Source organism: Streptomyces sp. NPDC104106 (assembly GCF_055584345.1).
Genome location: NZ_JBVJMF010000017.1, coordinates 13353 through 35234, shown reverse-complemented (window position 1 = coordinate 35234; position 21882 = coordinate 13353). Strand labels below are relative to the sequence as shown.

The 21882-nt window shown below is 72.2% G+C and carries 19 protein-coding genes and 1 pseudogene; 11 read left to right on the top strand and 9 right to left on the bottom strand.

Features of this window, described 5'->3' with window-relative positions; genetic code table 11:
* Positions 1–694 precede the first annotated feature (694 nt).
* From ACZ60X_RS32160 to ACZ60X_RS32145, 4 genes are all read left to right on the top strand, one after another.
* The gene (locus ACZ60X_RS32160) at positions 695–1705 is read left to right on the top strand and encodes a polyprenyl synthetase family protein (protein WP_469606016.1); all 1011 of its coding nucleotides are present in this window, start codon (positions 695–697) and stop codon (positions 1703–1705) included.
* Between the two features lie 334 nt (positions 1706–2039).
* Positions 2040–3242, top strand: a complete 1203-nt coding sequence (locus tag ACZ60X_RS32155; protein WP_469606013.1) for a LolA family protein — start codon at positions 2040–2042, stop codon at positions 3240–3242.
* A gap of 70 nt (positions 3243–3312) precedes the next feature.
* Positions 3313–4335, top strand: coding sequence for an ABC transporter ATP-binding protein (locus tag ACZ60X_RS32150; protein ID WP_469606011.1), 1023 nt, complete (start codon positions 3313–3315; stop codon positions 4333–4335).
* Entirely contained in the window at positions 4322–5248 is a 927-nt protein-coding gene (locus tag ACZ60X_RS32145) for an ABC transporter permease (RefSeq protein WP_469606007.1), read from the top strand. The genes ACZ60X_RS32150 and ACZ60X_RS32145 overlap by 14 nt, the downstream gene beginning before the upstream one ends.
* Before the next feature lie 36 nt (positions 5249–5284).
* On the opposite strand, the gene ACZ60X_RS32140 is transcribed toward ACZ60X_RS32145, so the two are convergent.
* The gene (locus ACZ60X_RS32140) at positions 5285–5914 is read right to left on the bottom strand and encodes a flavodoxin family protein (protein ID WP_469606004.1); all 630 of its coding nucleotides are present in this window, start codon (positions 5912–5914) and stop codon (positions 5285–5287) included.
* A 208-nt stretch (positions 5915–6122) separates the two neighbouring features.
* Between ACZ60X_RS32140 and ACZ60X_RS32135 the strand changes: the two genes are divergently transcribed.
* Complete coding sequence (locus ACZ60X_RS32135) at positions 6123–7394, top strand: tetratricopeptide repeat protein (protein WP_469606001.1); 1272 nt, start codon at positions 6123–6125, stop codon at positions 7392–7394.
* Positions 7395–7431: 37 nt separating this feature from the next.
* On the opposite strand, the gene ACZ60X_RS32130 is transcribed toward ACZ60X_RS32135, so the two are convergent.
* The 3 genes from ACZ60X_RS32130 to ACZ60X_RS32120 all read right to left on the bottom strand — a co-directional run bounded on the left by ACZ60X_RS32130 (position 7432) and on the right by ACZ60X_RS32120 (position 9996).
* Positions 7432–7899 carry a VOC family protein gene (locus tag ACZ60X_RS32130; protein ID WP_469605999.1) on the bottom strand — a complete coding sequence of 156 codons (468 nt, stop codon included), beginning with the start codon at positions 7897–7899 and terminating at the stop codon, positions 7432–7434.
* Between the two features lie 152 nt (positions 7900–8051).
* Positions 8052–9011, bottom strand: coding sequence for an EamA family transporter RarD (gene rarD / locus ACZ60X_RS32125; protein WP_469605996.1), 960 nt, complete (start codon positions 9009–9011; stop codon positions 8052–8054).
* Positions 9012–9141: 130 nt separating this feature from the next.
* A complete protein-coding gene (locus ACZ60X_RS32120; protein ID WP_469605993.1) occupies positions 9142–9996 on the bottom strand; it encodes an SDR family oxidoreductase in 855 nt (284 codons plus the stop codon).
* Between the two features lie 101 nt (positions 9997–10097).
* Here ACZ60X_RS32120 and ACZ60X_RS32115 point away from each other — a divergent pair.
* Positions 10098–10487, top strand: a pseudogene (locus ACZ60X_RS32115) (winged helix-turn-helix transcriptional regulator).
* Between the two features lie 28 nt (positions 10488–10515).
* On the opposite strand, the gene ACZ60X_RS32110 reads toward ACZ60X_RS32115, so the two are convergent.
* From ACZ60X_RS32110 to ACZ60X_RS32090, 5 genes are all read right to left on the bottom strand, one after another.
* Positions 10516–11577, bottom strand: a complete 1062-nt coding sequence (locus ACZ60X_RS32110) for a 2-oxoacid:ferredoxin oxidoreductase subunit beta (RefSeq protein WP_469605991.1) — start codon at positions 11575–11577, stop codon at positions 10516–10518.
* The gene (locus ACZ60X_RS32105; RefSeq protein ID WP_469605989.1) at positions 11570–13495 is read right to left on the bottom strand and encodes a 2-oxoacid:acceptor oxidoreductase subunit alpha; all 1926 of its coding nucleotides are present in this window, start codon (positions 13493–13495) and stop codon (positions 11570–11572) included. The genes ACZ60X_RS32110 and ACZ60X_RS32105 overlap by 8 nt, the downstream gene beginning before the upstream one ends.
* A gap of 247 nt (positions 13496–13742) precedes the next feature.
* Positions 13743–14432: a LuxR C-terminal-related transcriptional regulator gene (locus ACZ60X_RS32100; RefSeq protein ID WP_469605985.1), complete on the bottom strand. Its 690-nt coding sequence runs from the start codon at positions 14430–14432 to the stop codon at positions 13743–13745.
* A 270-nt stretch (positions 14433–14702) separates the two neighbouring features.
* A complete protein-coding gene (locus tag ACZ60X_RS32095) occupies positions 14703–16040 on the bottom strand; it encodes a sensor histidine kinase (protein ID WP_469605983.1) in 1338 nt (445 codons plus the stop codon).
* A gap of 319 nt (positions 16041–16359) precedes the next feature.
* Positions 16360–17643, bottom strand: a complete 1284-nt coding sequence (locus ACZ60X_RS32090; RefSeq protein ID WP_469605981.1) for a sensor histidine kinase — start codon at positions 17641–17643, stop codon at positions 16360–16362.
* 241 nt (positions 17644–17884) lie between these two features.
* Between ACZ60X_RS32090 and ACZ60X_RS32085 the strand changes: the two genes are divergently transcribed.
* From ACZ60X_RS32085 to ACZ60X_RS32065, 5 genes are read left to right on the top strand one after another with little or no spacing between them, the layout of a single operon-like run.
* A complete protein-coding gene (locus ACZ60X_RS32085) occupies positions 17885–18304 on the top strand; it encodes an NADH-quinone oxidoreductase subunit A (protein WP_469605978.1) in 420 nt (139 codons plus the stop codon).
* A complete protein-coding gene (locus ACZ60X_RS32080) occupies positions 18295–18915 on the top strand; it encodes an NADH-quinone oxidoreductase subunit B (protein ID WP_469605975.1) in 621 nt (206 codons plus the stop codon). Before ACZ60X_RS32085 ends, ACZ60X_RS32080 begins: the two co-directional genes overlap by 10 nt.
* On the top strand, positions 18912–20366 hold the full coding sequence (locus tag ACZ60X_RS32075; protein WP_469605973.1) for an NADH-quinone oxidoreductase subunit C: 1455 nt from the start codon (positions 18912–18914) through the stop codon (positions 20364–20366). The genes ACZ60X_RS32080 and ACZ60X_RS32075 overlap by 4 nt, the downstream gene beginning before the upstream one ends.
* The gene (locus ACZ60X_RS32070; RefSeq protein ID WP_469605969.1) at positions 20363–21331 is read left to right on the top strand and encodes a complex I subunit 1/NuoH family protein; all 969 of its coding nucleotides are present in this window, start codon (positions 20363–20365) and stop codon (positions 21329–21331) included. Before ACZ60X_RS32075 ends, ACZ60X_RS32070 begins: the two co-directional genes overlap by 4 nt.
* On the top strand, positions 21331–21882 hold the full coding sequence (locus tag ACZ60X_RS32065) for a NuoI/complex I 23 kDa subunit family protein (protein ID WP_469605966.1): 552 nt from the start codon (positions 21331–21333) through the stop codon (positions 21880–21882). Before ACZ60X_RS32070 ends, ACZ60X_RS32065 begins: the two co-directional genes overlap by 1 nt.

The window sequence follows — 21882 nt, the reverse complement described above, 5'->3', positions numbered from 1 at the left end:
CCGTCCGGGCAAGGGGGAACGGGTGGTGGGGCGGTCGGTGTGTGAAGAGGGCGCGAAGTGGGGGGTCGTGACCCAACTCACGAAATATCAAATCCTGGCAAATCGGTCATCTGGGATTCCGGCTCGGTGTGGTGGTGCGCGCGGCAGGGGAGGTGGGGGCAGGGGGCTGGATGGGGGGGCGATGGGGGTGCCGGGGGGTGTCGGGCGGGGGTGAGAGGTGGGTGTGAGGTGATCGGCGGGCGACTGGGAGGAGCGCCGGCCGGAAGGGGCGCACCCGGCGGGTGAACGGAAGGAGTGCGTGCGGCGGGTGAATCGGAGGAGGGTGCGTCGGGTGCTGGGGAGCTGCTGCGGGTCGGGCGCCGGAGCGGTGCGGTGCGCCGACGGGGGGATGGAACCGGGGATGGCGTGCCCGTCGTTGTCGTGGCGGAGGTGATCGACCGGGGACGGGGTGGAGGTGTTACTCCGCTCGCCTTCCGGTTGGCGACAAAGAGCGAGGCTTCCTGTTAAGTCGATAAATGTCCGTTCTTACCATCTGATCAAAAACATACCGGTCATGATCCAATACCGCCCAGGCTGGACCGGTGGGCGCTATCGGTGATCGAAACAGGACCGGATACGCTGACTTGAGTGATGGCAGCGACCTATCGACAAACCGTGTAATCGCCAGCAGACACCAGCAGACAGGAGACCCCTCGTGACCGTCGTCGGGCCGTTCGGGCTGAGCGTGCGGGACCAGGCTCTCGAAGCCGATGTCCAGGCCGGATTGGCGGCTGTCGAGGAAGGCTTGCTCGAAGCCACCAAGAGCGAGGTCCCGTTCATCACGGAGGCCGCGCAGCACCTCGTACGGGCCGGCGGGAAGCGGTTCCGCCCGCTGCTCGTGATGCTCGCGGCACGGTTCGGCGACCCCTACGCGCCGGGCATCGTGCCGTCGGCCGTCGTGGTGGAGCTGACCCACCTCGCCACGCTGTACCACGACGACGTCATGGACGAGGCCGCCGTGCGGCGCGGCGTGGACAGCGCCAACACCCGCTGGGGCAACTCCGTCGCGGTGCTCACCGGCGACTTCCTGTTCGCCCGCGCCTCCCAGATCCTCGCCGACCTCGGCCCCGAGGCGGTCCGGGTGCAGGCCCTCGCGTTCGAGCGGCTGGTCACGGGCCAGATCCTGGAGACTGCCGGTCCCTCGGACGGCCGTGACCCGGTCGAGCACTACCTCGACGTGCTCGGCGGCAAGACCGGCTCCCTGGTCGCGGTGTCGTGCCGGTTCGGCGCGATGATGTCGGGCGCCGACGAGACGGTCGTCGACGTGCTCACCCAGTACGGCGAGCGGCTCGGTGTCGCCTTCCAGCTCGCCGACGACGTCCTGGACATCGCCTCCGACTCGCGCGAGTCCGGCAAGACCCCGGGCACCGACCTGCGCGAGGGCATCGCGACCCTGCCCGTGCTCCGGCTGCGTGAGCGCGCGGCCCGGCTCCGGCTGCCCGAGGACCTCGCGCTGTGCGAGCTGCTCGACTCCGACCTCAGCGACGACGCCCGGCACGCCGAGGCGCTGACCAAGCTGCGCGCGCACCCCGCGCTGGAGCAGGCCCGCCGCGACACCGTGCGGTACGCGGAGGAGGCGCGGGCGGCGCTGTCGCCGCTGCGGGAGTGCGATGCCAAGGCGGCGCTGCAGGAGCTGTGCGACGCGGTGGTGCACCGCGCGGGCTGACGCCTCCCGGCCTGCGGCGGCGCACGGCTGGTCCTCCAGCGGCGGGGCGGCGGCGCGCGACTGACGTGTCCAACCACCCGGCAATCGGCCGTACGGTGTCCTGTCCTGGCCGTGCGGCCCGGCCCGGCCCCTAGGGGTCCCCGGGACGGGCGCCCCTGAGTGTCATACCCCAGTCGTACACGGAGTTGGCTCCGTGGTCTGACGCTTCCTCATGGCCGATTTGGTGAGATGGAGAACACGGACTTCACCACTCTTCACCGATTCGGGTGAAAATGGCGGCTCAGGGTGGACCAGCGTGAGGACAGCCGCCGCCGACGACGGAGGTAAGGCACACATGGCACCGTACGAATCCGACGACGCAGTGGACGCCGCGCGGGACGAGAACCCGCGCGCCGGACGCCGCAAGGCCGCGCGGTACGCGGTCCCGGTCGCGGTGGTGGGCGTGGCGGCGGCCACGATCGGGCTGGTCCCGGCGCTCGCCGCCTCCGGTGACCCCGACCTGCCCAAGATCACAGCGAAGCAGCTCATCGACAAGATCGCCGCATCGGACGTGCAGCAGCTGTCCGGCACGGTGAAGATCAGCACGGACCTCGGCCTGCCGAACCTGGGCGGTCTGGAGAGCGGCCTCGCCTCCGGGATGGGTAAGGGCGCGGGCGGCGGCTCCTCCGCCGACCCGCAGGCCAAGCTCACCGAGCTGGCCTCCGGCATGCACACGCTGCGCGTGGCCACCGACGGCCCGGACAAGCAGAAGGTGTCGCTGCTGGAGAGCGGCTCCGAGTACAGCCTCATCCACGACGGCACGAACGTCTGGGGCTACGACAGCAAGACCAACTCGGTCTTCCACAGCACCTCCGCCGACTCCGGCAAGGACCGTCGGACCGAGCCCCCGGCCACGCCCAAGGACTTCGCCGACCAGGCGCTGAAGGCGGTGGACGGCACCACGTCCGTCACCGTCGACGGCACCGAGCAGGTCGCCGGCCGCGCCGCCTACAAGCTGCTGATCAAGCCCCGCCAGTCCGCCACCACGGTCGGCGCGATCAGCATCGCCGTCGACTCGAAGACGGGCATGCCGCTGAAGTTCACGCTGACCCCCAGGAGCGGCGGCGCCGCCGTCGTCGACGCGGGCTTCACCGAGGTCTCCTTCGCCAAGCCCGCCGCCTCCACCTTCGGCTTCGCTCCGCCCAAGGGTGCGAAGGTGACGGAGCAGAAGAAGGACGCCGCGGCACGCGAGCACGCGCCGAAGGCGGACGAGGGCTTCGCCAAGGACCACGGCAAGGGCACCGTCCTCGGCAAGGGCTGGACGTCCATCGCCACCTTCGACACCGGTGCCAAGGGTGGCGTGCTGGCCGGTGGCGCCAAGGCCGGCGACCTCAGTGGCTTCCTCGGCTCGCTCGGCGACCACGTCTCCGGCACGTTCGGCAAGGGCACGGTCTTCTCCACCCGCCTGGTCAACGCCCTGATCACCGACGACGGCAAGGTCTACGCCGGCGCGGTGACCAAGGACGCCCTGGTCAAGGCGGCGAACGAAGGAAAGTGACCCCGTCCGGGCACTACGGACCGTGACCGTGCGTTGACCCTTCAGGGGAGCACGGATCGAGGGGGAGCCGATGGACGGACCGTCCGCCGCGGAGCGGGAGGCTGAGGACGCGCGCGAGCGTGCCCCGGGGCAGAGCGAGGAGAGCCCTCCGGGGCAGGCCGGGGCGAGCGTCATCGCCACGCGCGGCCTCACCAAGCGCTATCGCGGCGGACAGCTCGCTGTCGACGGCCTGGACCTGACCGTCCCGGCGGGCAGCGTCTTCGGCTTCCTCGGTCCGAACGGCTCGGGCAAGACCACCACCATCCGCATGCTGATGGGCCTGATCGAGCCGACCGCGGGCACGGCCAGCGTGCTGGGCCGTCCGATGCCCCAGGCGGCCCGCGCCGTTCTGCCCGAGGTCGGCGCGCTCATCGAGGGCCCGGCTCTCTACGGCTTCCTCTCCGGCCGGGACAACCTGCTGCGCTACGACGCCGCGGACCCGACCGCCGACCCCCGCACGCGGCGCGCCCGCATTGCCGCGGCCCTCGACCGGGTGGGCCTCGCGGCGGCCGCGGGCAAGAAGGCGAGGGCGTACTCGCTCGGCATGAAGCAGCGCCTGGGTCTCGCGGCCGCGCTGCTCCAGCCGCGCCGGCTGCTCGTCCTGGACGAGCCCACCAACGGTCTGGACCCGCAGGGCATGCGGGAGATCCGCACCCTGATCAGGGAGCTGGCCGCCGACGGCACGACGGTCTTCCTCTCCTCCCACCTCCTCGACGAGATCGAGCAGGTGTGCACCCACGCGGCGGTCATGGCGCAGGGCCGGCTCGTCACCCAGGGCGCGGTGGCCGACCTCGCGGCCGGCGCGCGCGGCCGGCTGGTGGTGACCACTCCAGACGCGGTGGACGCGGCCCGCGTGCTGAAGGAGCAGGGCGTCGCGGACGTCACCGCCGACGGCGGCCGGGTCACGGGTGAACCACCCTCGCGGGACCTGGCCGAGGTGAACGCCGCGCTGGTCGCGGCGGGGGTGCGGGTGTGCGGGTTCACGCTCGAACGGGCCTCGCTGGAGGACGCGTTCGTGGCACTGACGGGGGAGGGCTTCGATGTCGCGGGCTGAGACGCTTCCGACGGACCCCGCGCCGCCGGGCGGCCCGGCGGCCGCCGCGTCCCCGGCGCCGGCCGCGCGCCGGCCGAGTCCGCTGTGGACCTTCGGTCTGCTGCGCAGCGAGCTGGTCACGACCGTTCGCCGCTGGCGCACCCTCGCCCTGCTCGGGGTCCTGGCCGGGGTGCCGGTGCTGCTCGGGATCGCGGTGAAGATCGAGACCCGGGGCGGCGGGCCGGTGGGTCAGGGCGCCAGGAGCCCGGCGTTCCTCGGGGACATCACCGACAACGGCCTCTTTCTGGTGTTCGCCGCGCTGGCCGCCACCCTGCCGGTCTTCCTGCCGATGGCCGTCGGTGTGGTCGCGGGCGACGCCATAGCGGGCGAGGCCGGCGCGGGCACGCTGCGCTATCTGCTGGTCGCCCCGGCCGGCCGCACCCGGCTGCTGCTCACGAAGTACGCGACCGTGACGGCCTTCTGCCTGCTGGCCACGCTGGTCGTCACCGTGTTCGCGTTCGTCGTCGGGGCGCTGTTGTTCCCGGTGGGCGACCTGACGACCATCTCCGGCACGCGGATCAGCTACGCCGAGGGCCTCGGCCGGGCCCTGCTGATCGCCCTGGTCGTCACCCTGTCCCTGATCGGCGTGGCCGCGCTCGGCCTGTTCGTGTCGACGCTGACCGACAGCGGCATCGCGGCGATGGCGACCACCGTCGGGCTGGTCATCACCGTCCAGATCCTCGACCAGATACCCCAACTGCACGCGCTGCAGCCGTACTTCTTCTCGCACTACTGGCTGTCCTTCGCCGACCTGATCCGCGACCCCGTCTACTGGGACGACCTGCAGAAGAACCTCGGTCTCCAGGCGCTGTACGCGGTGGTGTTCGGCTCGGCGGCCTGGGCGAGATTCACGACGAGGGACATCAGCGCGTAGGGCGGGCGCGGCGGCACCGGGCGCCGGGCCCGACGGCTAGCCGACGACCGTCTCGGCGACCGCCTCCGCGGGCGTGTCGGCGGCCCTCTGGTGGGGGAAGCGGGCGAGGGGCGCCTCCTGCGCGAAGAACGTCTTCGCGCGGGCGAGCGCGTCGGTGTCCTTCAGCACGTCACCCGGTCCGCTGCCGTTGCCCAGCAGCACCCCGCCGAAGCGCATGCCCAGGTAGGCGGCCGAGTTGTTGAGGGTGCCGACGTAGGGATCGGCGACCGACGGCTCACGGTCGGCCAACGCGGCGATGCCCCAGAGGGTGCGGCCGGCCATGGTCGCCTTGAAGTCCAGGCCGGGGGTGCGCAGCCAGCCGGACCAGTGGTCGAGGTAGCGCTTGGTGAGGCCGGACACGGAGTACCAGTACAGCGGCGAGGCGATCACGACGTCCGTGGCCGCGAGGGTGGCGTCCAGCAGCAGGCCGGTGGCGCTGTCCTGCGGCGGCACTATGTGGTCGGTGTCGTGCCGCAGGTCCACGAAGTCGGGCAGCGGATTCTCGGCGAGGCGGATCCAGCGCTGCTCGACGTCACCGGGCAGCTGCTCGGCCGCCCTGCGGGCCAGCAGCTCGGTGTTGCCCTCGGCGCGGGCGCTGCCGAGCACGAAGAGGAAACGGCGGCTCATGGGTCCCCCAGAGGAATGCTGTCGGTACCACGATTAGAAGCGTGTGCATTTTATGCATACGCAAGGAAATTTGGCCAGAGGCCGTGCGGAGGGCGGCTGGTGCGAGGCTGTGACGCTGCGGTGACCCGGAAGCGGAAGGGAGCCGACACACTGGTGGGCAGGACGCGTACGACCGGAATCGCGACGCCGGGGGAGTGAGGGAAGACCGATGTCTCGACTGAGCTTCGAGAAGAAGCGGGCGCAGCCCGCGGAGCACTCGGCGGTGGTACCCGTCCGGGTGTTCGGCGCGGCCGGCGCGTCGGTGGGCGGGACGTCGGTGACGGCCGCGCCGGGCGAGGAGATCCAGCAGGCGGTCCTGAACCACCTCCAGCGCCTCGCCATCAGCCTGGGCGCCCCCGTACACGCCACGGTGCAGGACGACCGCGTGGGCCTCGTGGTTCCCCTGGAGATCTCCCCGGACGGCTCCAGCCGGGTCACGGGCGAGCCGGTGCGAACGGCTCCGCCGCGCAGGACGGAGCCGGCGCGGGCGGTGCCGGGGGCTCGGGGAGCGCACGGTGCCGAGGGATGCCGGGGGGCGGAGAAGGCGGGGGCGCCGCGGCAGGCCGAGTCCGTGCCGGCTGACGTGGCGCACGCACCGGGGGGCCGGTTCGGCCCGCCGCCGGCCACGAAGGCACCCCTGACGGCCACCGGCGCCCCGGTCCCGGAGCACGCAGGCGGCACCGCGCGGGCGGCCGTTCCCGCGCCCGTGCCCGCCGGCGGCCGCACGCCGGCCCCGGTCCCGGAAGCCGTACCGCTTCCCCGGTCTGCGCCCGCCCCGGTCCCGGAGGTCGCGCCTCTCCCCGCCGACACGTCGGCCCCCGCTGCGGAGGGCGCGCCTGCTTCCGCCGGGCGGTCTCCTCTCGTACCCCTGTACGCCGGGACCGATGAGGCCGTCTCCTCGCACACCCCTGCGCGGGGGTTCGACGCCGTCGCCGAGGAGGTGCTCGGCGACGGGCCGCTGACGGAGACTGCGGAGGGGGCCGAGTTGCTGGCCGAGCCGATGGAGCGGATCAGCGAGGCCGTGCGGGCGGGCCGTATCGATGCGGCGGCCGAACTCGCCGACCGCGCGGTCACCGAGGCGTCCACCGTGCTGGGCCCCGCCCACGCCGAGGTGCTGCACGTGCGCGAACTGTCGGCCTACATCGCCTACTTGGGCGGCGACCCGGTGCGCGCCTTCGAGCAGTCCCTGGACCTCGCCCGGCTGCGCCGGCGGGCACGGGACGCGGAGGCCGCCTACGGCAACGTGCAGAGCGCGGCGACCGCCTGGCGCGCGGTACGCGACCCCGAGGAGGGCCTGCGGCTCGGCCACGACCTGATCGAGTTGTGGGCGGACCTCAGCACCGAGCCGGGGCCCGCCGCCGACGACCCGCGCCCCCTGGAGTCCGCCCGCGCCCGCATGGTCCGCCTGACCGACCGCGCGGCCCGCGCCGCACAGCCGTAACGCGCGTCCGCGGTACCGACTCCCGGCCGCGCGGGAGCTACTGCACGCAGAACTCGTTGCCCTCCGGATCCGCCAGGATCAGCCACTCCCCGGCCGGTCCGTTCACCTCGCGCACCATCCGCGCGCCCAGCGCCTCCAGCCGCGCCGCCTCCTGCGCGCGCCGCTCCGGGCCGGCGTGCAGGTCGAGATGGAGCCGGTTCTTGGCCGTCTTCGGCTCCGGGACGCGCTGGAAGAGCAGGCGCCGGCCCAGCCCGGTGCCGGTCTCCGGGTCGTACGGGTCGTCGGGATGCCGTACGGCGATCAGGTCACGGAAGGCCGGGCGGCCGTGGTACTCGACCGTGGCCTCGCCGGGCAGCGCGCCGGCGGACAGCAGCCGTTCGATCAGGGCGCTGTTGTCCTCGGGCGCGTAGTGCAGGGCGGCGGCCCAGAAGTCGGCCTGCGCGTGCGGGTCGGCCGCGTCGATGACGAGCTTCCAGTGCAGAGGTACGGGCGTGTGTGTTGGCATGTCCGCACTTATAGCGCGCGCCACTGACAACGGCCGCCCACGCATCGGCCTCCACTGTCACGCCCCTGCCGCATCGGCCCACCGCACCAGCCGGTCGGGCACATCAGCCCTCGGGCACGCCGATCAGCCGCTCAGGCGGGCCCAGCGTCCGCTCAGGCGTCCACCGCGGCGGACTCGGCCCTGCCGCCGCGTGCCACCACCAGCGATTCCCGCGTCCGGCGCGCGGAGCGCAGCGCGTCGGCCGTGAGCAGGATCAGCGCCAGCCAGACCAGCGCGAACCCGGCCCACCGCTCGGGCGGCATGGACTCCTGGAAGTACACGATGCCGAGCAGGAACTGGAAGACGGGGGCGAGGTACTGGAGCAGGCCCAGCGTGGACAGCGGCACGCGGATGGCCGCCGCGCCGAAGCAGACCAGCGGCAGGGCGGTGACGAGGCCGGTGGAGGCGAGCAGGACGGCGTGCCCGGCGCCGTCGTTCACGAAGCTGGACCCGCCGTGGGCGACGAGCCAGAGCAGGTAGGCGAGCGCGGGCAGGAACTGGATCGCGGTCTCCGCGGCCAGCGACTCGACGCCGCCGAGGTCGACCTTCTTCTTCACGAGGCCGTAGGTGGCGAAGGAGAAGGCGAGCACGAGCGAGATCCACGGCGGGCGGCCGTAGCCGACGGTCAGGACGACGACCGCGGCGAACCCGGTCGCGACCGCCACCCACTGCACGGGCCGCAGCCGCTCCTTCAGCAGCAGCACGCCCATCGCGATGGTCACCAGGGGGTTGATGAAGTACCCGAGCGAGGCCTCGACCACATGGCCGGAGTTCACGGCCCAGATGTAGACGCCCCAGTTCACGGTGATGACGGCGGCGGCCACGGCGACGAGCGCGAGCCGGCGCGGCTGGCGCAGCAGCTGTCCCGCCCAGGCCCAGCGCCGTACGAAGAGCAGCGCGGCGGCGACGACGACGAGGGACCAGACCATGCGGTGGGCGAGGATCTCCACCGCCCCGGCGGGCTTCAGCAGCGGCCAGAACAGGGGCACGAGCCCCCACATCCCGTAGGCGGCGAAGCCGTTCAGCAGGCCTATCCGGTCCTCACCCTTGGATTCCTTGGACGTCCCGCTCACGGCCCCCTCCTCTCCTGGCGCTTTCCGCACACACACGCGCGCGAGAGAGAAGGTAGCGCCGAGCGCCCCCGGCTGTCATGCACGTATCGCCATACGGTCATGACAGCCGGGAGGTGGCGGAAGGGCGGGGTCAGGCCTTGAGCGCGGCAGCGACCGCCTCGGCCAGCGACTGCGCCGGGCGGCCGGTCAGGCGGGTGAGGTCGCCGGTGGTGACGACCAGCTCGCCCTTCTCGATCGACGCGTCGACGCCGGCCAGGATCTCGGCCAGCGCAGCGGGCAGCCCGGCGCCGGTCAGGATGCCGGTGAAGGCCTCGACCGGGACCGGGGTGTAGGCGATCTCCCTGCCGGTCTGCCGGCTCAGCTCGGCGGCGTACTCGGCGAAGCCGAAGGACTCGTCGCCGCCCAGCTCGTACGTCGTGTTCTCGTGCCCCTCGCCGGTCAGGACCGCGACCGCCGCGGCGGCGTAGTCCGCGCGGGAGGCGGCGGAGACCCGGCCGTCGCCGGCGGCCTGGACGACGGCGCCGTGCTCCAGGACCGGGGCGAGGTTCTCGGTGTAGTTCTCGAAGTACCAGCCGTTGCGCAGCAGCGTGTACGGCAGGCCGGAGGCGAGCAGCGCCTCCTCCGTGGCCCGGTGGTCGTCGGCGAGGGCGGCCGTGAGGGTGCCGGGGGCGCTGGTGTAGGCGAGGAGCGCCACGCCCGCCGCCTCGGCGGCGTCGATGACGACCTGGTGCTGGCGCACCCGGCCCTTGTCGAACTCGTTGCCCGAGATCAGCAGGACCCTGTCGCCGGCGGCGAAGAGGCCGTCGAAGGTCTCGGGGGCGTTGTAGTCGGCGACGGCGATCCGCACGCCGCGGGCGGCGAGGTCGGCGGCCTTCCGCTCGTCGCGCACGACGGCGGTGATCTGCTGCGCCGGGACCTTCTCCAGCAACTGCTCCACGACGTGGCGGCCGAGGTGTCCGGTGGCTCCGGTGACGAGGATGCTCATGGTGTGCCTCTCCAGGTTCGTACGCGTGCGTTCTTCGCGCTCGTCCACTCACCCTACGACCGGCGCTAACTTTTAGAAAGTACTTGAAGTAAGGTACAGGCATGGCGGTAAGTGAGTGGAAGGGCGACGGCGAGGCCATGTGCCCCCAGCGCCTGGTCCTGGAGCACGTCACCAGCCGCTGGGGCGTGCTCGTGCTGATCCAGCTCCTCGACCGCCCGTACCGCTTCAGCGAGCTGCGCCGGGCGATCGGCCGGGTCAGCGAGAAGATGCTGACCCAGACCCTGCAGACGCTGGAGCGCGACGGGCTTGTGCACCGGGACGCCAAGCCCGTCATCCCGCCGCGCGTCGACTACTCCCTGACCGGCCTCGGCCGTGAGGCGGCGGAGTAGGTGCGGGCGCTGGCTCAGTGGACCGAGGAGCGCATGGCCGCCGTGCTCAGCGCCCGGCGGGCATACGACGAGGCCCGGGAAATCCAGTCCCGGGCCTCGTAGCGCGCGAAGGAAGCGCGGTCCAGCCGATCTAGCCGACGACCGTCCACGTGTCGCCGCCCGCGAGCAGCGCGGCGAGGTCGCCCTTGCCCTTCTGCTCGATCGCGGTGTCCAGTTGGTCGGCCATCGCGGTGTCGTAGACGGGGCGTTCGACGTCGCGGAAGACGCCGATCGGGGTGTGGTGCAGGGTGTCGGGGTCGGCGAGGCGGGAGAGGGCGAAGGCGGTGGTCGGGGACGCGGCGTGCGCGTCGTGGACCAGGATGTCCGCCTCGTTCTCGGGGGTCACGGTGACGACCTCCAGGTCACCGGTGGCCCGGTTGCGTACGACACCGCGCGCGCCCTCGGCGCCGAACCGGATCGGCTGCCCGTGTTCGAGGCGGATCAGCGCCTCCTGGGCCTGCTGCTTGTCCTTCAGGGCGTCGAAGGCGCCGTCGTTGAAGATGTTGCAGTTCTGGTAGATCTCGATCAGGGCCGTGCCCGGGTGTTCGGCCGCCTGGCGCAGCACCTCGGTCAGGTGCTTGCGGTCGGAGTCGATGGTGCGGGCCACGAAGGACGCCTCCGCGCCGATGGCCAGGGAGACCGGGTTGAAGGGTGCGTCGAGGGAGCCCATCGGGGTCGACTTGGTGATCTTGCCGAGTTCGGAGGTCGGCGAGTACTGGCCCTTGGTCAGGCCGTAGATCCGGTTGTTGAACAGCAGGATCTTGAGGTTGACGTTGCGGCGCAGGGCGTGGATGAGGTGGTTGCCGCCGATGGACAGCGCGTCGCCGTCACCGGTGACGACCCAGACGCTGAGGTCGCGGCGGGAGGTGGCGAGGCCGGTGGCGATGGCGGGGGCGCGGCCGTGGATGGAGTGCATCCCGTAGGTGTTCATGTAGTACGGGAAGCGGGAGGAGCAGCCGATGCCGGAGACGAAGACGATGTTCTCCTTCGCCAGCCCCAGCTCGGGCATGAAGCCCTGGACGGCGGCGAGGATCGCGTAGTCACCGCAGCCGGGGCACCAGCGCACCTCCTGGTCGGACTTGAAGTCCTTCATGGACTGCTTGGCCTCGGCCTTGGGGACCAGCTGGAGCAGCCCGTTGCCGGCGTCAGTCATGGATGGCCTCCTTCAGCGCCGTGGCGAGCTGTTCCGCCTTGAACGGCATGCCGTTGACCTGGTTGTAGGAGTGGGCGTCGACCAGGTACTTCGCCCGGATCAGCGTGGCGAGCTGCCCGAGGTTCATCTCGGGGATCACCACCTTGTCGTAGCCCTTCAGGACCTCGCCGAGGTTGCGCGGGAAGGGGTTGAGGTGGCGCAGGTGGGCCTGGGCGATCGCCTCGCCCGAGCGGCGCAGCCGTCGTACCGCCGCCGTGATCGGCCCGTAGGTCGAGCCCCAGCCGAGGACCAGCGTGCGCGCCGCGTCCGGGTCGTCGACCTCGATGTCCGCGACGGCGATGCCATCGATCTTGGCCTGGCGGGTGCGGACCATGAAGTCGTGGTTGGCCGGGTCGTAGGAGATGTTGCCCGTGCCGTCCTGCTTCTCGATGCCGCCGATGCGGTGCTCCAGGCCCGGTGTGCCCGGGATCGCCCACGGCCGGGCGAGGGTGTGCGGGTCCCGCTTGTAGGGCCAGAAGACCTCGGTGCCGTCGGTGAGGGTGTGGTTGGGGCCGGAGGCGAACTGGACGGTCAGGTCCGGCAGTTCCTCCAGCTCCGGGATGCGCCAGGGCTCGGAGCCGTTGGCCAGGTAGCCGTCGGAGAGCAGTACCACCGGTGTGCGGTAGGTCAGCGCGATCCGGGCCGCCTCCAGCGCGGCGTCGAAGCAGTCGGCCGGGGTCTTCGGGGCGACGACCGGGACCGGGGCCTCGCCGTTGCGGCCGTACATCGCCTGCAGCAGGTCCGCCTGCTCGGTCTTGGTCGGCAGACCCGTGGACGGGCCGCCGCGCTGGATGTCGACCACCAGCAGCGGCAGCTCCAGCGAGACCGCGAGCCCGATCGTCTCGCTCTTGAGCGCCACACCGGGCCCGGACGTCGTCGTGACCGCCAGCGAGCCGCCGAAGGCCGCGCCGAGGGCGGCACCGATGCCCGCGATCTCGTCCTCGGCCTGGAAGGTGCGCACGCCGAAGTTCTTGTGCCGACTCAGCTCGTGCAGGATGTCCGAGGCCGGCGTGATCGGGTACGAGCCGAGGAACAGCGGCAGGTCCGCCTGCCGGGAGGCGGCGATCAGGCCGTAGGCGAGGGCGAGGTTGCCGGAGATGTTGCGGTAGGTGCCCACGGGGAAGGCCTTGGCGGCCGGGGCGACCTCGTAGGAGACCGCGAAGTCCTCCGTCGTCTCGCCGAAGTTCCAGCCCGCGCGGAACGCGGCGATGTTCGCCGCCATGATCTCGGGCTTCTTCGCGAACTTCGACCTCAGGAACTTCTCCGTGCCCTCGGTCGGCCGGTGGTACATCCACGACAGCAGGCCCAGCGCGAACATGTTCTTGCTGCGTTCGGCCTCCTTGCGCGAGAGGTCGAACTCCTTCAGCGCCTCCACCGTCAGCGTGGTCAGCGGCACCGGATGCAGGTTGTAGCCGTCGAGCGAGCCGTCCTCGAGCGGAGAGGCGTCGTAGCCGACCTTCTGCAGGGCGCGCTTGGTGAACTCGTCGGTGTTGACGATGATCTCCGCGCCGCGCGGCAGATCGCCGATGTTCGCCTTCAGCGCGGCCGGGTTCATCGCGACGAGCACGTTGGGCGCGTCACCCGGGGTGAGGATGTCGTGGTCCGCGAAGTGGAGCTGGAAGCTGGAGACGCCGGGCAGGGTGCCGGCGGGGGCGCGGATCTCGGCGGGGAAGTTGGGGAGGGTGGAGAGGTCGTTGCCGAAGGAAGCGGTCTCCGAGGTGAAACGGTCGCCGGTGAGCTGCATGCCGTCGCCCGAGTCCCCCGCGAACCGGATGATCACCCGGTCCAGGCGCCGCACGTCCTTCGCGTCACCCGGGGCGCGCTGCTCTCCCACGGATCCGTCGGTCTGCTCCGCTGGGCTGCTGACCTGGCTGGTCACTGAACTGGACCTCCTTCGAGGCGGCTGTCCGGGGCGTGGTCGTCCCACGGACCATCCCAGGATCAACCCTACGTCGGTTAGGGTCACCTTCCCGAGGCCATCCACGGATTGGACGGCATTTCGAGACGGCATGTCGCGCTGGCTTGGCTGACTTGGCTGGCTTCCATGATGTCCCGCCGTCCTCGAACACCGATCAAGGCGCTCCCCGCGCGTTCTTCGCGGTTCTCCGCAGGGCGGGTCGCGGTCGTCAGGAGTTCAGGTACGTGAGTACGGCGAGGACCCGCCGGTGGTCCCCGTCGCTCGGCGCGAGGCCGAGTTTCAGGAAGATGTTGCTGACGTGCTTCTCCACGGCGCCGTCGCTGACCACGAGCTGCCGGGCGATCGCCGAGTTCGTACGGCCCTCGGCCATGAGCCCGAGCACCTCGTGCTCGCGCGGTGTCAGCCCCGCCAGCACGTCCTGCTTACGGCTGCGGCCGAGCAACTGCGCGACCACCTCCGGGTCCAGCGCCGTACCGCCGTCGGCGACCCGCACCACCGCGTCCACGAACTCGCGCACCTCGGCGACCCGGTCCTTGAGCAGATATCCCACGCCCCGGCTGGAACCGGCCAGCAGTTCGGTGGCGTACCGCTCCTCGACGTACTGCGACAGCACCAGCACACCGAGCCGCGGATAGGCCTTGCGCAGGTGTACGGCCGCGCGCACGCCCTCGTCGGTGTGGGTCGGCGGCATCCGCACGTCCGCCACCACCACGTCGGGCAGCGTGCCTTGCGCGTCGAGGTCGGCGATGGTCTTCACCAGCGCCTCCGCGTCCCCGACACCGGCCACGACATCGTGTCCGCGGTCGGTCAGCAGCCGGGTCAGGCCCTCTCTGAGCAGCACCGAATCCTCGGCGATGACCACCCGCACTCTGTCCTCCACGATCCCCTGGCCCCCCATGCCCGCTCTGCGGCGGCGTTCGTCCCTGTGGTCTGTACGACGGTCCGTGCCACGGTCCGTACGGAGGCCAAGCATTCCAGCAAACGCCCCGGCCCGCCGCCCCACCTGGGAACCCCACCGCCGAAGGAGGGGGGTCTAGGGGGGTGCGGGCCGGGGCGGGGGCTCGTGCCGGGCCGGCGGGGGAGTGCGGGGCACGTGTGCCGGTGGTTGTTCACCGGTGTGCGCCGGGCCGGCCGGACGGGTTACGGGGGTTGCGTACGCGTCGTGACGTCAGGTCCGCCAGGGCAGTTCCGCGATCACCCGGGTGGGGCCGCCCTCGGGCGAGTCCACCACGAGGATGCCGTCCACCGCGCCCAGGCGCCCGGCGAGACCGGCCAGGCCGGAGCCGCCCGAGGCGTCCGCGCCGCCCACGCCGTCGTCGATCACCTGCAGCAGCAGCCGGTCGTCGGCGCGCCAGACGTCGACGGAGGCGCTGCGGGCGCGGCTGTGCTTGCTGATGTTCTGCAGCAGCTCGGAGACGGTGAAGTAGGCGATGCCCTCGATCGCGGGCGCCGGGCGGCCCGGCAGGTCGACCTCGACCCGCACCGGAACCGCGCAGCGCGACGCGACCGCCGACAGGGCCGCGTCCAGTCCCCGGTCGGTCAGTACGGCCGGGTGGATGCCCCGGGCGAGGTCGCGCAGCTCCTGCAGGGCCGTCTTCACCTCGCCGTGGGCCTCCTCCACCATCCGTGCCGCCGCCCGCGGGTCCTCCCGCAGCTTCTCCTTCGCCAGCCCCAGGTCCATCGCCAGGTTCACCAGCCGGGCTTGCGCCCCGTCGTGCAGGTCCCGCTCGATGCGCCGCAGGTCGGCGGCGGCCGTGTCGACCACGACCCCGCGGTCCGACTCCAGCTCCACCACCCGCGCCGACAGCACCGACGGCCCCAGCAGCCCCCGCACCAGCAGCCCGTCCACCGTCGTCAGGGCCCGGACGATCCACGGCGTGGCCAGCGTGAACAGCAGCCCGACCAGCGCGGTCACGGTGATCTCGAAGGGGGTGTGCAGGTACACGCTGTGGTGCTCGTCGCTGTACAGCTGGAGGCCGCCCCGGCCGGCGTAGGCCGGGAAGACCCAGAACCACAGCGGGTAGGTCAGCAGTGACCAGCCCAGGGCCCACAGGGTCACCGTCACCGCGAACGAGAACACCGCCCAGGGGAACTGCACCAGCGCGTACAGCATGTTCCGCCAGGACGTGCCGCTCTTGAGCACCGCGCCCATCCAGGCCAGCGCGCCCGGCTCGCGCGCCCGCAGCGGCTCCGGCGCGGCCACCTCCAGCCCGAGCAGCGCGCGCGCCCGGACCCGCTCCAGCGCGCCGAGGCCCCGGCAGCCGGCGAGCGCCCCCGCGAGCACGGGGAGGCCGAGGAAGGCCACGAGCAGGCCCGCCCCGAGCGACACCATCGTCACCGTCCAGGTGAACAGCACGATGGACACCGGCAGGCTCAGCAGGACGTACCCGAACTCACGCCAGCTGCGCGCCTCGAACGGCGCCCGCAGCCCGGCGGGCAGCCGGTGGCCGGTTCCGGCGGGCCGCCCGTCCTCCCACCCGTACCCGTCTCCGTACTCCGTGGCCATCGATTCCGTCCTGTTCTCCTCGTCCGTCCCAGCGGCGGTTCAGCCGTGTCCCCAGACTCGTGCGCCGCGCTCTCCCGGACCATGGAGTCCGTCGGCCTCTTGCACCGGGGGTTTTCCCCACCCCGGCCTCCGGCGGGGAACCGGGGGCCGGGGTGTGCGGGAGGGGTTCGGGCGGTGGTCGGCTGTGGGTTGGGGCGGGGTGCTGCCGTCGGTCGATTGCCCGGTCGGTCGCCGGTCGCCGGTCGCCGGTCGGGGTGGGGCAGCCGCAGCCGCCGTATCCGCAGCCGGCCCCGGCTATGGGCCCGGATATGGGCCCCGGCTATTCGGTCCGGTCCCGCCACGGCAGCTCGGCCGTCACCACGGTCGGGCCTCCGGCCGGGGAGTCGAGGACGAACAGGCCGTCCACCGCGCCCAGCCGCTCCGCGAGGCCCCGCATCCCGGTGCCGCCCTCCAGCCGGGCGCCGCCCCGGCCGTCGTCGCGGACCTGGATGAGCAGCCGGTCGTCGGCGCGCCAGACGTCGACGGAGGCGCTGCGGGCGCGGCTGTGCTTGCTGATGTTCTGCAGCAGCTCGGAGACGGTGAAGTAGGCGATGCCCTCGATCGCCGGCGCCGGGCGGCTGGCCAGGTCCACGGTGACCTTCACCGGAACCGTGCAGCGCGTGGCCACCGAGGACAGGGCCGCGTCCAGTCCCCGGTCGGTCAGTACGGCCGGGTGGATACCGCGGGCGAGGTCGCGCAGCTCCTGCAGGGCCAGCTTCACCTCGCCGTGCGCCTCCTCCACCATCGCCGCCGCGGAGTCCGGGTCCTCCAGCAGCTTCTCCTTGGCGAGGCCGAGACCCATGGCCAGGTTCACCAGCCGGGCCTGCGCCCCGTCGTGCAGGTCCCGCTCGATCCGGCGCAGGTCGGCGGCGGCCGTGTCGACCACGATCCCCCGGTCCGACTCCAGCTCGGCGATACGGCGCTCCAGCTCGTCCGAGGGCGACAGCAGCCCGCGCACCATCGCCCGGTCCACGTTCGCCAGGCCCCGCGCCAGATACGGCAGCACCGGCCACAGCACGAAGAGCGAGGTCAGGGTGAGGCAGAAGGTGAGGATGCCCCAGGGCAGCCGGATGAGGTCGTACAGCAGCGTGCGCCAGCCGACCGGGTCCTTCAGCGCCATCCACAGCCGCTGCGTCAGGCTCCCGGCCCTGGCGAGCGGCAACGGGGTCGGCTCCTCCACCCGCACCCCGAGCAGGAGGCGGGCGCGGGCCCGCTCCAGCTTGCCCAGCTGCCGGGAGCCCAGCAGGCTCAGCGCGAGCAGCGGCAGGCCGATCACGGTGATCGTGAGCGCTCCGCCGACGGACAGCACGGTGACCGCGTACACGAAACCGGTCACCGTCAGCGGCAGGTTGAGAAGGAGATGCCCGATCTCCTTCCAGGTGTGCGCGTCGTAGGCCGGCCGGAGCGGCGGCAGTCGGTCGGTGCCGCCGCCGCGACCGCTGCGACGGGTGCTTCTGATGCCACTGGGGCCACCGGTGTTGCCGGTATGGCCGGTGCTGCCGGTGCTGCCGGTGCGGTCGGCGCCGGCGGTCCGGTCGGCCGCGGGGCGGCGAAGGACGGTCATGGCAGCCAGCCTGCCGTGTGCGCCACCCCCGGCGCCATGCGGTACGCCACCCTCCGTTCGCGGGGGAGAACCCCACCCCGCCCCCTCACCACCCGTCTCACCTCGTGACGGCCTGCTTACCGCCTCTTTATCAGGGCCTAGACTCCCGTGCGTAGAGATCCTCGAACATGTGGGATCACTTCAGTTCACTCAGGTCGCGTCACGTCACGCAGGCCACGAGACAGGGAGCGAGGGACGGACGGTGCGGGAGACGTTGGGGAACGGTGCGGCCGCCACGGCGAACGTCACCGCGGCCGGCTACTTCCGGTCCTACTCCGTTGTGGGACTGCTCGCCCTCGTCGGCGTGCTGTTCGTCGCGGTCGCCTTCGGCGCGGGCCGCCTGCTGCGCCCCGTGGTCCCCACGCCGGAGAAACTCCTGACCTACGAGTGCGGCGTCGACCCCGTCGGCGAGGGCTGGGCCCACACCCAGGTCCGCTACTACGTCTACGCCTTCCTGTACGTGATCTTCGCGGTCGACTCGATCTTCCTGTTCCCCTGGGCGACGGTCTTCGCCGCCCCCGGCTACGGCGCGACGACTCTCGTGGAGATGTTCGTCTTCCTGGGCTTCCTCGCCGTGGGCCTGCTGTACGCATACAAGAAGGGCGTCCTGGCATGGACGTGAACCACCCGGACCCCGTTCACCTGCCCGAACCCAAGCGGCTCGGCACGCTGGCCCGGCTGGCCCCCGAGCCGATGAAGGTGATCCTGAACTGGGGCCGCCGCTACTCCCTCTGGGTCTTCAACTTCGGCCTCGCCTGCTGCGCGATCGAGTTCATCGCCGCGTCGATGGCCCGCCACGACTTCATCCGCCTCGGCGTGATCCCCTTCGCGCCGGGCCCCCGCCAGGCCGACCTGATGGTGGTGTCGGGCACGGTGACGGACAAGATGGCCCCGGCCGTCAAGCGTCTGTACGAGCAGATGCCCGAGCCGAAGTACGTCATCTCCTTCGGCGCCTGCTCCAACTGCGGCGGCCCCTACTGGGACTCCTACTCCGTCACCAAGGGCGTCGACCAGATCATCCCCGTGGACGTCTACGTCCCCGGCTGCCCGCCGCGCCCCGAGGCGCTGCTCCAGGGCATCCTCAAGCTCCAGGAGAAGATCGCCCGCGAGTCCCTGGGCGAGCGCTACGGGCACGGGGCCTCCTCCCGCCCGTCCGCCGCCGCCCTGACCAGCGACTTGGTGAAGCCCCCGGCGCCCGCCGCGGCTCCGGGTACCGGAGGGGACGTCCGATGAGCACGATCGGCTGGCTGCCCGCCCCGGTCGAGGACCTCTTCGGCACGGAGGCCACGGCCGAGGAGTCGTACGACCTCCTGACGGTGGACGTACCGCCGTCCGCCTGGCTCCCCGCCCTGGAGACCGCCCGTACGACCCTGGGGTGCACCTACTTCGACTGGCTGAGCGCCGTCGACGAACCGGGCACGGGCTTTTGCGTCTCGGCCCACGTCGTCGCCCTCGGCCCGGTCCGCCGCCTCCTCGTCCGTACGACGGTCCCGCACGAGGCACCGGAACTGCCCACCGCCGTCGGCGTCTACGCGGGCGCCGCCTGGCACGAGCGCGAGACCCACGAGATGTTCGGCGTCCGCTTCGCGGGCCACCCCTTCCTGGAGCACCTCCTCCTCCCCGAGAACTTCGAGGGCCACCCCCTGCGCAAGGACTTCGTCCTCGCCGCCCGCGTGGCCAAGGCCTGGCCCGGCGCGAAGGAGCCCGGCGAATCCGAGCACGGCGGCCCCAAGCGCCGCCAGATGCTGCCCCCCGGCGTCCCCGACCCCAACGAATGGGGCCCCCTCAAAGGCCAACTCCCCCCGGCCCCCACCCGCCCGACGAGGACCTCGACGGCACGCGCGGGCGCGGCTGCCGCCGGGGACCGTCCGGTCCGACGCACGCGCACGGCGGCGGAGGGCTCGGCGAGCCAGCCGGCACCGGCTGCCGGGGCTGCCGCAACGCCGGGTGAGGCTGCCACGGGTGGCCCGGGAACCGGTGCCGGCGGCGGGAGCGCGGGTGCAGGCGCCGGTGCCAGGCCGCGCCGGATGCGCAGCGCGAGCCAGGGATCGGTGAGCCAGACGGCGGCACCTGCCGAGGGCGAGGCCGGTCCGACGCCGGCGGAGAGCACGGCCGCGGAGGAGGCACCTGCTGCGCCCACCCCTGCCCCGACCCCGACTGGCCCACGTCGCTCGCGCAGCGCCTCAGACGGCTCCGCTTCCCAGCGGCCCCAGGCACCGACTCCTACCCAGGAGCAGGAGCAGGAGCAGGAGCAGGAGCAGGCGCCGACGTCCGCCGAACCGGAGGGCGGCCCGTCCCGCCCGACCCGGCGGAGCACGGCCCGACGCAGCTCGGACGCTCCCTGGCACCACGCCCGCCCGGCGTTCGAGCCGGAGCAGAACCCGACCGCCGAGGACAGTCCGACAGGCGAGCCGGAGCCGACGGCGCAGACCGAGCCGACAGCGCCGCCCGAGTCGAAGGCACAGCCAGAGGCGCAGCGCGAGCAACCACAGCCCGAGTCCGAGCCCGAGTCACAGCGCGAGGAAACCGGAACACCCGCCCCCGGAACGCCAAGCGCCGCAACTCCCGGCCACGGATCCTCCGACCCCGGAACCCCCGGCCCTGCGACCCAGGACCCGGCAGCTCCCGGCCCCGCGACCCCCGACAGCCCCCCCGATGACGACACCCCAGGAGGCCCGCTGTGAACGGCGCGCTGGACGTCGCCCTGCGACTCCTGGTCGTGTTCGTCGTCTTCCTCACCTTCCCGCTGATCGTCGGCCAGACCGAACACAAGGTGATGGCCCACATGCAGGGCCGCCTCGGCCCGATGTACGCGGGCGGCTTCCACGGCTGGGCCCAGCTCATCGCGGACGGCGTGAAGTTCGCGCAGAAGGAGGACGTGGTACCGGCCGGCGCCGACCGCCGCGTCTTCCAGCTCGCCCCCGCCGTTTCCCTGCTGCCGTACCTGCTCGTCCTCCTCGCCATCCCGATCGGTCCGAGCGAGGGCGCCGTCGGCCAGGTCATCGACGCGGGCGTCTTCTTCGTGCTCGCCGTGATGGGCGTCGGCGTGCTCGGCTCGCTCATGGCGGGCTGGGCCAGCGCGAACAAGTTCTCCCTGCTCGGCGGCCTGCGCACGGCCGCCCAGCTGCTCGCCTACGAACTACCGATGCTGCTCGCGGCCGCCTCCGTCGCGATGGCCGCCGGCACCGTCTCGCTGCCCGGCATCCTGCACGCCTTCCACTGGTGGTGGGTGCCCTGGCAGATCGTCGGCGCGCTCGTCTTCTTCGTCGCCGGCCTCGCCGAACTGCAACGCCCTCCTTTCGACATGCCCGTCGCCGACTCCGAGATCATCTTCGGCGCCTACACCGAGTACACCGGTCTGCGCTTCGCCCTGTTCCTGCTCGCCGAGTACGCCGGCATCGTCGTCCTGTGCGGTCTGACCACCGTCCTCTTCCTGGGCGGCTGGCACGGCCCCTGGGGCGCCGACGGCCTGGGCTGGCTGTGGACCCTGCTGAAGACCGCGATCCTCGCCTTCGTCGTCATCTGGCTCCGTGTCACCTACCCCCGCCTGCGCGAGGACCAGCTCCAGAAGCTCTCCTGGACCCTCCTCGTCCCCCTCTCCCTCGCCCAGATCGCCCTCACCGGCATCGTCAAGGTGGTGATCTCCTGATGGCCCCCATTCCTGGCTCCGGCCTCGCCAAGGGCCTGGCCGTCACCCTCCGCACGATGACGAGGAAGCACGTCACCGAGCAGTACCCCGACGCCCAGCCCGAACTGCCGCCCCGCACCCGTGGCGTGATCGGACTGTTCGAGGAGAACTGCACGGTCTGCATGCTCTGCGCTCGCGAGTGCCCGGACTGGTGCATCTACATCGACTCCCACAAGGAGACCGTCCCGCCGGCCGCCCCTGGTGGCCGCGAGCGCAGCCGCAACGTCCTCGACCGGTTCGCGATCGACTTCTCCCTGTGCATGTACTGCGGTATCTGCATCGAGGTCTGTCCTTTCGACGCGCTGTTCTGGTCCCCGGAGTTCGAGTACGCCGAGACCGACATCCGCGACCTCACCCACGAGCGGGACAAGCTCCGCGAGTGGATGTGGACCGTCCCGGCCCCGCCCGCCCTCGATCCCGCGGCCGAGGAGCCGAAGGAGATCGCCGCCGCCCGCAAGACCGCCGAGAAGCTGGCGGCCGCGCAGGCCGAACCGGAGGAGGGACAGTCGTGA